This is a genomic window from Burkholderia sp. WP42 (assembly GCF_000745665.1).
GTDB classification, from domain to species: domain Bacteria; phylum Pseudomonadota; class Gammaproteobacteria; order Burkholderiales; family Burkholderiaceae; genus Burkholderia; species Burkholderia vietnamiensis.
In genome coordinates this window covers 93,274-105,978 of sequence record NZ_JQJT01000009.1, presented here as the reverse complement: position 1 = coordinate 105,978, position 12,705 = coordinate 93,274, and the positions used below count along the sequence as shown (strand labels likewise).

Sequence of the window (12,705 nt, the reverse complement as noted above, 5' to 3'; positions counted from 1 at the left end):
CCGCATCGCGCTCGCCGGTTATGCGCTCGACCGCTAACGCGTTATACTCCCGACCGTTTGACGCTTTCGAATCGAGCGTTTCATAACAATTGACAAATCGGATTAAATATCGTCTGACGCCGGCGTCGGCGCGTTGATTTCGCACGACGGTCCTGTTACAGTCTCGCCGAAACAAGACCGCCCGACGGTCGGCCGTCCGTCGATTGTGTTGCGTGACGCCGCGATTTCCTGCGTGATCGGCTGTATGGCTCCGGGGAGCCGGTAAGCCGATGTCTCGAACCGCCGAGTCCGACGTGCAGGACGGCATGCTGGATGAAACGGCATCTGACTGCGCATCGCGAGCGGCGCATTAAAAAAACTACCCTCAGCGAAGTAACCGTAAAGAGAACAAAAAAATGGCCGATTTGCATTGGACCATGCCAATCGCCAGATGGACGTCGATTTCGACCGCGGGGGCACCGGGCGTCGAAGCTCTCGATCCGATGGTGCGACGCCGCTTGAGCCGGCTGTCGCGTGTCGCGCTTCAGGCAGCGTACGACTGCGCAGGATCGGACGACGATCCGCTGCGCATGGTGTTCGCATCGCGCCACGGGGAGCTGGCGCGCACCACCGGCATACTCGCCGCCATCGGCGCGCGCGAGCCCGTGTCGCCGACGGCGTTCAGTCTCTCGGTTCTCAATGCGGTCACCGGCATCTTCGGCATCGCCAGGCGCGACCGCTCGCCCGCGACCGCGATCGCGGCCGGACACGAAACGCTCGGTTACGCGCTGCTCGAAGCCTATTCCCAATACGAAACCTCGCCGGCGTCGCCGGTGTTGCTCGTCTATGCGCACGAGCCGGCCGATCCCGTGTACGGCGCGGTCGACGACGATCCGGAGAGCGTCGGCCTCGCCATCCTGCTGGGCGCCGCCGAACCGGCCGGCTATCTCACCTGCGAGATGGCCGCCGAGGATGCGGACGACTGCGCGGACGAAGAGGCCGACGACGCAGCCGGCACGCAAAGCGCCGCGCTGCTGCGTTGCCTGTCGACGCGCACGACGGCGTCGTGGCGCAGCCGCCATGCATCGTGGCGATGGAGCTGGAATGATCGCGCGGCTTGACTACGGCTGGCGCCTGTTCGCGACCGGCGCGAGCCTGGCGTTTTTCGCGCTGTGCGGCTCGGCTTTCTCGTTGCTGGCGATCGTCGCCAGCGCCCTGTGGCCGCATCGCCGTTCGCGTCAGCGCGGCGTCACGCTCGTCATCCATCATTTCTTTCGCGCGCTGGTCGCGCTGCTGCAGCGCGTCGGCGTGATGAAGCTCGAACTGAGCGGCGTCGAGCGTCTGGCGCAGCGCGGCCCGGCCATCGTCGTGGCGAACCACCCGACCTGGCTCGACGTGATGGTGCTGCTGTCGCTGACGCCGAAGGCCTGCTGCGTGGTCAAGCGCGGCCATTGGGGCAACCCGTGCTTCTGGGGCATCGTGCGCGCCGCCGAGTACGTGAGCAACGCGGACGCCACGGAGCTGGTCGACGCCGGCGCGCGCCAGCTGGCGGCCGGCTACACGATGATCATCTTCCCGGAAGGCACGCGCAGCCCGGGCGGCAATCGCCTGCACGCGTTCTCGCGCGGCTTTGCGCACATGGCGCTGCAGTCGGGCAGCAGGATTCAGCCGGTGCTGATCGATTGCGACCCGCCGGTATTCACCAAGACGCTGCGCTGGTATCACGTGCCGTCTCGTGCGTTCCGCATGCGCATCGACGTGCTCGAACCGATGGACCTGGACCGGCTGGCAGCGAACGTCGCGTCGCCGTCGATCGCCGCGCGCAGCATTGCCCGCGAGGTGGAAGTGCACATTACTCAAAGTCTCATTCAGCATGGTTACTTTAAAACTGCAAATTAAGCAGCTTCTGATCGAGACGCTCGATCTCAGCGACATGACCGTCGACGACATCGACGACGATGCGCCGCTGTTCTCGACCGACGGCATCGGGCTCGATTCCGTCGATGCGCTCGAAGTCGGCATCATGCTGCGCAAGAAGTTTCATCTGACGATCGCCGCCAACGACGAGCGCACGAAGGCGCATTTCCGGTCGGTCAACACGCTCGCGGCGTTCATCGCCGAGCAGCAGTCTCATCAGGCATCGCACGAAGCCGTGCTGGAAAAGGGGAGTCTCTCGTGACCGACGCAGAAATCCTGGAGCGCATCCGCGCCATCTTTCACGAGAACTTTGCGATCGAGCCCGAACAGGTGCAGCCCGACACGCACCTGTTCGAAGAACTCGACCTGGACAGCATCGACGCCGTCGATCTGGCGATCAAGCTCCAGGAAATGACCGGCAAACGCATCAAGCCCGAAGAGTTCAAGTCCGTGCGCACGGTCGGCGACGTCGTGGCCGCCGTGCACGCGTTGCTCGCAGACGCGTGACGATGGCGGTGACGGGCATGCGCGCGACCACCGGCACGCGCGGTTCGCGGCGGCTGGCCGTCGCGGGCCGGGCGGTGCTGGCACTCGCCTATCCGCTCGTCATCCTGTTCGCGTGGCAGAGCATGTCGCCGCGTTACGTCGGTTGCCTGCTGGTTGCGCTGCTGTGGCTGCAGCGCACCGTCGGCAACGGGCCGTTCGCAAACGCGCTCAGACGCCTCGCGCTGCTCGACTGGTGCGTCGCCGGCGCATTGACCGCACTGTCGGTTGCGATCGCCGTCACCGACAGCGAGCGGCTTCTTCATCTGTATCCCGCATGCGTGAGCGCCGGCTTGCTGATCGCGTTCGGCGCGACGCTGCGGCACGGTCCGACCATGATCGAAAAATTCGCGCGGCTCACCTATCCGGAGCCGAGCCCTGAAATCGTCCGCTACACGCGCCGCGTGACCCAGGTGTGGTGCGCGTTCTTCATCGCAAACGGCGGCTTCTCCGTCTACACGGCGCTGTACTGGCGCCCGGCCGCGTGGGCGGTCTACAACGGGCTGGTCGCGTACGTGCTGATCGGTGCGCTGATCGCCGGCGAGTGGCTGTGGCGCAGGGCCTTCATCGCCGCCGCGCGCAAACGGGCAGGTGTCGCATGATCGCGCTGCACGAGATGCTCGCGGCCGAAGCGGACAGCGGCGCGGCCGTCTGTCGCGACGGCGCGCAGGTGCTGACGCTCGGCGACCTGCGCGCCCACGCCGACGCCATTGCGCGGCGCGTGGAGGCGAGCGGCGCGCGGCGCGTGGCGATCAGCACGGACGATCCGTTCGCGTTCGCGTGCGCGCTGTTCGCGGTAGCGGCCGCGCGCGCCGAAGCCGTGATTCCGGCCAGCAATGCGCCAGGTTATCTCGCCGAGCTGGCCCACGCATACGACCTCGTGCTCGATGCGCCCGCGCTGGCCGCGTGCGCGCCGGCCGCGGGCGGCGAGGCCGCACCCGCGGCCCGCACGATCGACGCCGCCGCCGCGGTGACGCTTTACACGTCGGGCAGCAGCGGCAGCGCGAAGCCGGTGCGCAAGTCGCTCGCGCAGTTCGACGCGGAGGTGCGTACGCTGCAGCGCGAATGGGCCGAGCGCGTCGGTGCGGCGGTCACGCTGTCGAGCGTGCCGCATCACCACATCTACGGATTGCTGTTCAGGATCCTGTGGCCGCTCGCGGCCGGCCGCGCGTTCGACCGGATCGCCGTGCTCGAGCCGTTGCAACTGCAGCAGCGGCTCGCCGCATACGGCGGCGGCATCGTCGTCTCCACGCCGGCGCAACTGGCGCGCTGGCCGGCGCTGCCGGGCTTCCCGATGCAGACGCCTGCGCCTCGCGCGTTCTTCTCGTCGGGCGGCCCGTTGCCGGCCGATGCGGCAGCCGCGTATGCGAATGCGTTCGGCGCGGCGCCGCTCGAAATCTTCGGCAGCACCGAAACGGGCGGCATCGCATGGCGGCGTCAGGACGTTTCGCCCGCATGGCAGCCGTTCGCGGGCATCGGCGTGCGCTGCGACGACGACGGCGCGCTGTGCGTGCGCTCCGCGCATCTCGGCGACGATCGCTGGCACCGCACCGACGACACCGCGCAGTTCGATGCGTCCGGCCGCTTCGTGCTCGCGGGGCGGCGCGATCGCATCGTCAAGCTCGACGGCAAGCGCGTGTCGCTGCCGGAACTCGAGGCGCGGCTGCTCGCGCACGCCTACGTCGCGCAGGCGGCGGCCGTGGTGGTCGACGGCGCGACGCGCGCGCACGTCGGCGTCGTCGCGGTATTGTCCGCGGCCGGGCGCGACGCGCTGGCCGCCGACGGACGGGTCGCCGTGGCGACCGCGCTGCGGCATGCGCTCGGCGACTATTTCGACGCGGCCGCGTTGCCGCGCTACTGGCGCTTCCTGCACGCGATGCCGTTCGACGCGCGCGGCAAATTGCCGGCCGCCGCGCTCGCGGCCGCCTTCACGGCCACGCCGGAAGGTTTCGAACTGCTCGCGTCCTGGCGCGGCGACGACGCGTTGCATTACGAACTGCGCGTGCCGCCCACGCTCGCGCATTTCGACGGACATTTTCCGGGGCTGCCGATCCTGCCCGGCGTCGTGCAAATCGACTGGGCGGCGCGTCTGGCCGCGCGCGAGCTGCCGGCCGTGCGCGAGCTGCGTTGCGTCGAGCATCTGAAATTCAAGGCGCCGGTGCCGCCCGGCGCGGTGCTGACGCTGCGCATCGCGCATGACGCGGCGCGCGGCCGCGCACGCTTCGCGTTTCGCCGCGGCGAGCGCGAATGCACGTCGGGCGTGCTCGTCTACGAGGCGGCGGCGCAATGAGCGGCACCTGCATCGTCGTTCCGATCTACAACCATCGCGACGCGATCGGCGGCACGCTGGCGCGGCTCGCCGTGCACGGCCTGCCGATTCTGGTGGTCGACGACGGCAGCGACGTGCCGACGCAACAGGTGCTGACCGCGCTGGCCGCGCGCTACGCCGGCACGATGACGCTGCTGCGGCTGCCCGCCAACCGCGGCAAAGGCGCCGCCGTGATGGAAGGATTGCGCGCGGCGCGCGCGCGCGGCTATCGGCACGCGATTCAGATCGACGCCGACGGCCAGCACGAGGCAGCCGACGTGCCGAAGTTCGTGGCGGCCGCGCAGGCCGAGCCGGACGCGGTGATACTCGGCCGGCCGCGCTTCGACGACAGCGTGCCGAAGGCGCGCCTGTACGGCCGCTATCTGACCCACGCGTGGGTATGGATCGAAACGCTGTCGCTCGACATTCCCGATGCGATGTGCGGCTTTCGGCTCTATCCGGTCGACGCGGTCTGCGAGCTGATCGACGCGGTGCCGCTGCCGACGCGCATGGCGTTCGACAGCGAAATCCTGGTGCGTCTGCACTGGCGCGGGCTCGCGTTCAGGACGATCGAGACGCGCGTGATCTACCCGGCCGACGGCGTCTCGCATTTCGACGTCTGGCGCGACAACGTGCGCATCAGCGCGAGCCATACGCGGCTCGTGGCCGGCATGCTCATGCGCGCGCCGCTGCTCGTCGCACGCCGGCTCGTCGGGCGGCGCGGCGCCGCGCCGACGGCGCGCGCACGCGCATGGTGGCGCACGCCGGAGCGCGGCAGCCGGCTCGGCATGGCCCTGCTGGCGCTCAGCTGCCGCTGGTTCGGCAAGCGCTTCACGTCGTGCTGGCTGCATCCGATCGTCGGCTATTTCGTGCTGACGAATCGCACCGCACGCGCGGCATCGCATACCTATATCGCCCGCCTGCGCGATGCCAAGGCCGCGGCCGTGCCGCAGCCCGGATGGCGCAGCGCGTACCGGCATATGCTGGCGTTCGCGCAGGCCGGCTTCGACAAGTTCGTCGCGTGGTCCGGGCGGCTCGACGAACTCGACGTGCGTTTCGACGATTCGTCCGCGTTCGATGCGCTCGCGGCGAGCGGCCGCGGCGCGCTCGTGATCGGCGCGCATCTCGGCAACCTGGAGATGACGCGCGCGCTCGCGTTGCGCGACGCCCACACGAAGGTGACCGCGATCGTCTACACCGAGCATGCGAAGCGCTTCACGGGCGTGCTCGCCGGCGCGAACCGCGACTACGGCAAGCACCTCGTCGAAGTGTCGGACTTCGGGCCGGACACGGCGATGATGATGCAGTCGCGCATCGACGCGGGCGAGCTGCTCGTGATCGTCGGCGATCGCGTGCCGCCGAACGATTCGGGCAAAACGGTCGACGCTCGTTTTCTCGACGCGACGGCCGCGTTCGCGCAGGGCCCGTACGTGCTCGCGCATGCGCTCGGCTGCCCGGTCTATCTGTTCTTCTGCCTGAAGGAGGCGCGCGGCTATCGGCTCTATTTCGAGCCGTTCGCCGAGCGCATCGAACTGCCGCGCCGCGAGCGCGCCGCGCACGTCGCGGCATGGGCGCAGCGCTATGCCGCACGGCTCGAACACTATTGCCGCAAGGCGCCCTACCAATGGTTCAACTTCTTCGATTTCTGGGCGCGGCCCGATGGAGGTCCGCGTGGCCGAGCATGAGATGAGCGACGTCGCGGCAAGCGCCGCGGCGGCAGCGGGCCGGGCGGCCGTCGTGGTCGGCGCACGGCATCTGACGATCGAGGACGTCGTCGCGATCGCGCGCGACGGCGCGCCGCTCGCACTGAACGCGGCGCCCGCCTGGCGCGCGAGGATCGAGCGCGGCGCGGCGTGGCTGCGCGACCACCTCGCGAACGGCGGCACCGTGTACGGCGTCACGACCGGATATGGCGACGCGTGCGTCGTCGACGTGCCGCCGTCGCTCGTCGAAGCGCTGCCGCTGCAGCTGACGCGCTATCACGGCTGCGGAATGGGCGACTGGTTCGACGCGACCCAAACGCTGTCGATCGTCGTCGCGCGCCTGAACTCGCTCGCGTTCGGCTACTCGGGCGTGCGCTTCACGTTGCTCGAACGGCTGGCCGACATGGTGAATCACCGCATCCTGCCGCGCATTCCGTCGGAAGGTTCGGTCGGCGCGAGCGGCGATCTGACGCCGCTGTCGTACGTCGCCGCGGCGCTGGTCGGCGAGCGTAGCGTCGGGTTCGCCGGCGGCGAGTGCGACGCGCGCGACGCGTGGCGCGCGATCGATCGCACGCCGCTGACGCTCGCGCCGAAGGAGGGGCTCGCGCTGATGAACGGCACGGCCGTGATGACGGGCCTCGCGTGTCTCGCGTTTGCGCGCGCCGACCACCTGACGCGCATGGCGGCGCGTCTGACCGCGTTGACGACCATCGCGCTCGACGGCCGCGCCGGACACTTCGACGCGCGGCTGTTCGACGCGAAGCCGCACGCGGGGCAGGCGGAGGCGGCGGCGTGGATTCGCGCCGATCTGGCCGGGCGCGACGAATTGCCGGGCCGCCGGCTGCAGGACCGCTATTCGGTCCGGTGCGCGCCGCACGTGATCGGCGTCGCACGCGACGCATTGTCGTGGATGCGCCGCGATATCGAGAACGAACTGAACAGCGCGAACGACAACCCGCTGATCGACCCGGACGAAGGCTGCGTGCTGCACGGCGGCAATTTCTACGGCGGGCACATCGCGTTCGCGATGGACGCGCTCAAGACCGCGGTGGCCAATCTGGCGGACCTGATGGACCGCCAGCTCGCGCTGCTGGTCGACGACAAGTTCAGCAACGGCCTGCCGCGCAACCTGAGCGGCGCCGCGCCCGAGCGTGCGGCGATCAACCACGGGTTCAAGGCCGTGCAGATTTCGTCTTCCGCATGGACGGCCGAAGCGCTGAAGCACACGATGCCGGCGAGCGTGTTCTCGCGTTCGACGGAATCGCACAATCAGGACAAGGTCAGCATGGGCACCATCGCCGCACGAGATTGCCTGCGCGTGCTGGCGCTCACCGAGCAGGTCGCCGCCGCGCACGTGCTCGCGACCGTGCAGGCCGTGCGCTTGCGGCTGCGTGACGATCCGCACGCGCAGCTGACGCCGGCGCTGCGCGCGTTCGTCGACGACATGGGCCGGCAATCGCCGCTCGTGGTCGAGGACCGGCCGCTCGAAGCGGAACTGCGTGCGCTGTGCGCACGGCTCGCCGCATGCGAACCGATCGGCGCATCGCGCGACGGCATCGGGCAGGAGGAGGCGGCATGAACGAAGCTCGTCCGGCGCTGACCGCGACGGCACGCGTCGAAGTGCTGTTTCACGACGTCGATGCGATGAACGTCTGCTGGCACGGCCACTACCTCAAGTATTTCGAAAGCAGCCGCGCGGCACTGCTGCGCATGATCGACTACGACTATCCGACGATGCTGGCGTCCGGCTACATGTGGCCGGTGGTCGAGGCGCACCTCAAGTACGTGCGTCCGGCCCTGTACGGCCAGCAGCTCGACGTGCGCGCGACGCTGCTCGAATTCGAGAACCGGCTGAAGATCGGTTACGAGATCGTCGACGCCGCGACCGGCGAGCGTTTGACGAAGGGGTATACGGTGCAACTGGCCATCGACGCGACGACGCGCGAACTGCAGTTCGTGTCGCCGCCGGCCTTGATCGAACGGGTGCGTGCGCAATGGGCCTGATGCTGCGTAACGGACGGCTCGTGACGATGTTCGCGGCCGCATGCCTGACGCTGGCCGGCGGCGCAGCCGTAGCCGCGCCGGCGTCGGGCGCGGCGGCGCAATCCGCGAATGCCGCGCTCGTGTCGAACATCGCCGCGCGGCTTGCGCGGGTCGGCGCGATCCGCGCGGAGTTTCGGCAGACCCAGACGCTGTCGGCGATGAAGCAGCCGCTCGTCAGCACCGGCTCGATGTTGTTCGATCGCCGGGCCGGCGTCGTGTGGCGGATCGAGACGCCGTACCGGGCGACTTACGTGATCACCGACGGCGGCGTGCGCGAGGTCGGCGCGGACGGACGCCTCGTCGCAGCCGGCGGCGGTGGCCGCGGCGTCGCGGAGGTGTCGCGGATGATGCGCGACATGCTCGGCGGCGACCTGTCCGCGCTGTACGCGCAGTTCGACGTCGAAGCGAGCGGCACGCCCGAACGATGGCGGATGGTGTTGCGGCCGAACCAGCCGCAGCTCGCGCAGGCGGTGCGCGTGCTCGAAATGAGCGGCGGCGCGTATCTGGGCCGGCTCGACATGACCTTCGCGAACGGCAACGCGAGCGCGCTGGAGTTTGCTCGGCCGACGCCGGTCGACGCACCGGCGCCGGCCGAGCGCGCATGGCTGGAGGCGCGCTGATGAGCACGGCGCGCGACGTGAGCGGCGGCGCACCTGCACGCGCGCGACGGCGCATGCTGTGCGGCGCGTGGCTGCTCGTCACGCTGGCTGCCGCGGCGATCATCCTGTGGCGCTTCAGCGGCCCGTCGCCGCTGCAGACGAACCTGCTCGCGCTGCTGCCGGCGACCGAGGCGAACCCGGTCGCGGAACGCGCGGTCGATCTGCTCGGCGATGCGCTCGGCAACCGCACCGTGTTCCTCGTCAGCGACCGTGACGCGGCCCGCGCGAAGGCCGCCGCGAAACGCTTCGGCGCGCGGCTCGCCGCGAGCGGCGCATTTCGTTCGGTGACCGTCGAGGTGCCGCCGTTCGACCTGTCGCAGATCGCGGCCACCTACATGCCCGCGCGCTTCGGCTTGCTGACTGATGCCGATCGCCGGTCGCTGGAGCGCGGCGACCCCGCGCTCGGCGAGCAACTGACCCGGCGCCTCTATGCGCCGCCGGCCGACGGCCTGCAGACGCCCGTGGCCGACGATCCGTTCGGCTGGCTGCAGCACTGGCTCGGCGCGCTGCCGCTGGCGGCGTCGGATCTGTCGATGGAAGACGGCATGCTGGTGTCGCATCGCGACGGCGCGACCGGCGTGCTCGTGATGACCTCGCTGCCGGGGTCGGCCTATGAATCGACGGTGCAGCACGCGGTACGCGTCGCGACGGACGATGCGCAACGTGCGCTCGTGGCCGACTTCGCCGGCGTTCGCGTCGACCGCGCCGGCGCCGTGTTCTACGCGCAAGCGGCGCGCGCGAGCGCCGAGCGCGACGTGCACGTGATCGGCGCGGTATCGCTGGCCGGCATCGCGCTGCTGCTGATGAGCGTGTTCCGTTCGCCGCGCCTGCTGGTGCTCGCGTTTGCGTCGACCGCGTTCGGCATCGTCTGCGCGCTCGCGGCGACGCTGCTCGTGTTCGGCAAGCTGCACCTGCTGACGCTGGTGTTCGGCGTGAGCCTGATCGGCGAGGCCGTCGATTATTCGATCCAGTATTTCGTCGCGTATCTGTCGGCGGGGCCGCAATGGGATGCGCGCCGCGGCGCGGCGGCGGTGAGGCCGGCGCTCGCGGTCGCGCTCGCGACCAGTCTGCTCGGCTACGCGATCCTGATGTGGGTGCCGTTCCCGGCGCTCAAGCAGATCGCGTGCTTCGCGATCGTCGGCATCGCCTGCGCGTTCGCCGCGGTGACCGGCTTCCTGCCGCTGATGCTGACACGGCCGCCGCGGCGCGTGCCGGCGCGCGTGTTCGCGAACGCGGCCCGCTTGCTGCGCGGCTGGCAGTCGCTGCTGGCCGGCCGGCGCGCGGTGGCCGTCGCCGTGCTGGTGGCGCTGGTCGCCATCCCGGGCTGGGCGCTGTTGAAAAGCGACGACGACGTTCATCTGCTGATTCAGCGCGACGCGGACCTCGCGCGGCAGGAAAGCAGCATTCGTGCGGCGGTGGGCCTCGCGAACACCGCCCAATTCTTCGTCGTTCAGGGCGCGTCCGACGAACAGGTGCTCGAGCGATCGGAGGCGCTGATCGGCGCGCTCGATGCGCAGCGGCTCGGCCGCGTGCAGTCGATCGCGACGTTCGTGCCGTCGGCGCAGCGGCAGGCGCGCGACCGTGCGGTGCTCGCCACGCAGGTATTCGCCGACAGGGCCGCGTTGCGCGCGACGCTCGCGCACGCGGGCTTTCGCGACGAGGTCGCCGACGCGTGGCTGCGCGCGTTCTCCGCCGACGCCGCGGCGACGCTGTCGGTCGACAGCTGGCTCGCGGCGCGCTGGTCGGCGCCGTTCCGGCATCTGTGGCTCGGTCGAATCGACGGCGGCGCCGGCCCGGTCAGCGCGGCGCTCGCGATTCCCGAGCGCGTCGATGCGGCGAACGTCGCGACGTTCGCGGCCGTCGCGCGCACGTTGCCGGGCGTGTCGTGGGTCGACAAGGCCGCGAGCGTGTCGAGCCTGTTCGGCGCGTATCGCGTCGACAGCGGCCTGTGGCTGGCCGGTGCGCTCGTCGTGGTCGCCGCGCTGCTGATGTGGCGCTACGGCGTGCGCGGCGGCATCGCGACGACGTTGCCGGTCGTGTTCGCGATTGCGTTGACGCTCGCCGCGTTCGGCTATGCGCGCGTGCCGCTCACGCTGTTCAACTGGCTCGCGCTGATGCTGGTGCTCGGCGTGGGCGCGAACTACGCGGTGTTCCTGCGCGAAGGCTGCATGCGCGACGCGGCCGGCCTGGGCGCCGTATGGAGCGGCGTGCTGCTGTCGGCGGCCACGACGCTGCTGTCGTTCGGCATGCTCGGCGCGAGCGCGATGCCCGCGCTGCGCAGCTTCGGCACGACGCTCGCGCTGGGCATCGTCTTTTCGGTGCTGTTCGCACCGCTCGCCACGCCATCCGGCCAGGAGCGCCGCGCATGAATTCGACTCGAACGACCGTCTACCTGTCGGCGCCCGGCATGATCAACGCGCTCGGCGCCACGACCGACGCGATCGTCGACGCCCTGGGCCGCGGGGTCGCGCCCGGGATGGCGCCGCGCGCCGATGCGCCGGCCGGCGGCTGGGTCGGGCGCGTGACCGCGCCGCTCGAATGCGCGCCGCCGGCCGCGCTCGCGCACTTCGACTGCCGGAACAATCGGCTGTTGCTCGCGGCGCTCGCGCAGATCCATCCGCTGGTCGACGCGGCGCTCGCGCGTTACGGCCCGCGCCGGATCGGCGTCGTGATCGGCACCAGCACGTCCGGCGTCGACGCGGCGGAACACGCGCTCGCACGACGTGCCGCGACCGGCGCGATGCCCGCCGGCTTCGATTACCGGCAGATGGAGATCGGCACGGCCGCGCCGTTCGTGCGCGCGGTGCTCGGCGTGACCGGGCCGGCGTACACGCTGTCGACGGCCTGCACGTCGAGCGCGAAGGCATTTGCGGCCGCGCGCCGCCTGCTGCAGCTGAAGATCTGCGACGCGGTGATCGTCGGCGGCGCCGATTCGCTGTGCGAGCTGACGCTGCAGGGCTTCGCGTCGCTGGAATCGGTCAGCCCCGGCCGCGCCAATCCGATGAGCCGCAACCGCAACGGCATCAACATCGGCGAAGGCGCCGCGCTGTTCGTGATGAGCCGCGACGAAGCGGCGATCCGGCTGGCCGGCGTCGGCGAGTCGAGCGATGCGCACCACATCTCGGCGCCCGACCCGGCCGGCCACGGTGCGCAAGACGCGCTGCGCGCGGCGCTCGCGGACGCCGGCGTGGCGGCATCCGCGATCGGCTACGTGAATCTGCACGCGACGGCGACGCGCCTGAACGACGAAATGGAAGCCAACGTCACCGCCCGGGTGTTTCCGCACGGCGTGCCGGCGAGCGGCACCAAGCCGCTGACCGGCCACATGCTCGGTGCGGCGGGCGCGACCGAGCTCGGCTTCGGCTGGCTGACGCTGGCGCGCCGGATCGCGCTGCCGGCCCACGTGTGGGACGGCGAGCACGACCCGGCGCTGCCGGCGCTCGACCTCGTGCGCGACGAACGGCGGCTGGCCGGCGACGCAGCGGGACGCTACGTGATGAGCAATTCGTTTGCATTCGGCGGCAGCAATGCCAGCCTGATTCTGGGGGCCTGA

Annotated in this window: 12 protein-coding genes; all 12 read left to right on the top strand. The window is 70.3% G+C overall.

What is annotated here, in order from left to right:
• The first annotated feature begins 395 nt into the window (after positions 1-395).
• Genes EX20_RS04480 through EX20_RS04425 form a run of 12 tightly spaced genes read left to right on the top strand, consistent with a single transcriptional unit; the run spans position 396 to position 12,705 of the window.
• The gene (locus tag EX20_RS04480) at positions 396-1,100 is read left to right on the top strand and encodes a beta-ketoacyl synthase chain length factor (RefSeq protein ID WP_034192768.1); all 705 of its coding nucleotides are present in this window, start codon (positions 396-398) and stop codon (positions 1,098-1,100) included.
• Positions 1,084-1,878, top strand: a complete 795-nt coding sequence (locus EX20_RS04475) for a lysophospholipid acyltransferase family protein (protein ID WP_034192767.1) — start codon at positions 1,084-1,086, stop codon at positions 1,876-1,878. The genes EX20_RS04480 and EX20_RS04475 overlap by 17 nt, the downstream gene beginning before the upstream one ends.
• Positions 1,853-2,158, top strand: a complete 306-nt coding sequence (locus EX20_RS04470; protein ID WP_034192766.1) for a phosphopantetheine-binding protein — start codon at positions 1,853-1,855, stop codon at positions 2,156-2,158. Before EX20_RS04475 ends, EX20_RS04470 begins: the two co-directional genes overlap by 26 nt.
• Positions 2,155-2,403: an acyl carrier protein gene (locus tag EX20_RS04465; protein ID WP_011880087.1), complete on the top strand. Its 249-nt coding sequence runs from the start codon at positions 2,155-2,157 to the stop codon at positions 2,401-2,403. Before EX20_RS04470 ends, EX20_RS04465 begins: the two co-directional genes overlap by 4 nt.
• Positions 2,404-2,405: 2 nt before the next feature.
• A complete protein-coding gene (locus EX20_RS04460) occupies positions 2,406-3,041 on the top strand; it encodes a COG4648 family protein (RefSeq protein ID WP_034192765.1) in 636 nt (211 codons plus the stop codon).
• On the top strand, positions 3,038-4,729 hold the full coding sequence (locus tag EX20_RS04455; protein ID WP_034192764.1) for an acyl-CoA synthetase family protein: 1,692 nt from the start codon (positions 3,038-3,040) through the stop codon (positions 4,727-4,729). Before EX20_RS04460 ends, EX20_RS04455 begins: the two co-directional genes overlap by 4 nt.
• On the top strand, positions 4,726-6,432 hold the full coding sequence (locus tag EX20_RS04450; protein WP_034192763.1) for a glycosyltransferase family 2 protein: 1,707 nt from the start codon (positions 4,726-4,728) through the stop codon (positions 6,430-6,432). The genes EX20_RS04455 and EX20_RS04450 overlap by 4 nt, the downstream gene beginning before the upstream one ends.
• Positions 6,419-8,029 (top strand): HAL/PAL/TAL family ammonia-lyase, encoded by a 1,611-nt coding sequence (locus EX20_RS04445; RefSeq protein WP_034192885.1) that lies wholly within the window; start codon positions 6,419-6,421, stop codon positions 8,027-8,029. Before EX20_RS04450 ends, EX20_RS04445 begins: the two co-directional genes overlap by 14 nt.
• Positions 8,026-8,454: an acyl-CoA thioesterase gene (locus tag EX20_RS04440; protein WP_034192762.1), complete on the top strand. Its 429-nt coding sequence runs from the start codon at positions 8,026-8,028 to the stop codon at positions 8,452-8,454. Before EX20_RS04445 ends, EX20_RS04440 begins: the two co-directional genes overlap by 4 nt.
• Positions 8,445-9,113, top strand: a complete 669-nt coding sequence (locus EX20_RS04435) for an outer membrane lipoprotein carrier protein LolA (RefSeq protein WP_034192761.1) — start codon at positions 8,445-8,447, stop codon at positions 9,111-9,113. Before EX20_RS04440 ends, EX20_RS04435 begins: the two co-directional genes overlap by 10 nt.
• Entirely contained in the window at positions 9,113-11,521 is a 2,409-nt protein-coding gene (locus tag EX20_RS04430) for an MMPL family transporter (RefSeq protein ID WP_034192760.1), read from the top strand. Before EX20_RS04435 ends, EX20_RS04430 begins: the two co-directional genes overlap by 1 nt.
• Positions 11,518-12,705, top strand: coding sequence for a beta-ketoacyl-[acyl-carrier-protein] synthase family protein (locus EX20_RS04425; protein WP_034192759.1), 1,188 nt, complete (start codon positions 11,518-11,520; stop codon positions 12,703-12,705). Before EX20_RS04430 ends, EX20_RS04425 begins: the two co-directional genes overlap by 4 nt.

Coding starts and splice junctions, on each gene's coding strand:
- EX20_RS04440 (WP_034192762.1), top strand. CDS start 8,026: ATGAACGAAGCTCGTCCGGCGCTGACCGCGACGGCACGCGTCGAAGTG.
- EX20_RS04475 (WP_034192767.1), top strand. CDS start 1,084: ATGATCGCGCGGCTTGACTACGGCTGGCGCCTGTTCGCGACCGGCGCG.
- EX20_RS04480 (WP_034192768.1), top strand. CDS start 396: ATGGCCGATTTGCATTGGACCATGCCAATCGCCAGATGGACGTCGATT.
- EX20_RS04470 (WP_034192766.1), top strand. CDS start 1,853: ATGGTTACTTTAAAACTGCAAATTAAGCAGCTTCTGATCGAGACGCTC.
- EX20_RS04455 (WP_034192764.1), top strand. CDS start 3,038: ATGATCGCGCTGCACGAGATGCTCGCGGCCGAAGCGGACAGCGGCGCG.
- EX20_RS04435 (WP_034192761.1), top strand. CDS start 8,445: ATGGGCCTGATGCTGCGTAACGGACGGCTCGTGACGATGTTCGCGGCC.
- EX20_RS04450 (WP_034192763.1), top strand. CDS start 4,726: ATGAGCGGCACCTGCATCGTCGTTCCGATCTACAACCATCGCGACGCG.
- EX20_RS04425 (WP_034192759.1), top strand. CDS start 11,518: ATGAATTCGACTCGAACGACCGTCTACCTGTCGGCGCCCGGCATGATC.
- EX20_RS04430 (WP_034192760.1), top strand. CDS start 9,113: ATGAGCACGGCGCGCGACGTGAGCGGCGGCGCACCTGCACGCGCGCGA.
- EX20_RS04460 (WP_034192765.1), top strand. CDS start 2,406: ATGGCGGTGACGGGCATGCGCGCGACCACCGGCACGCGCGGTTCGCGG.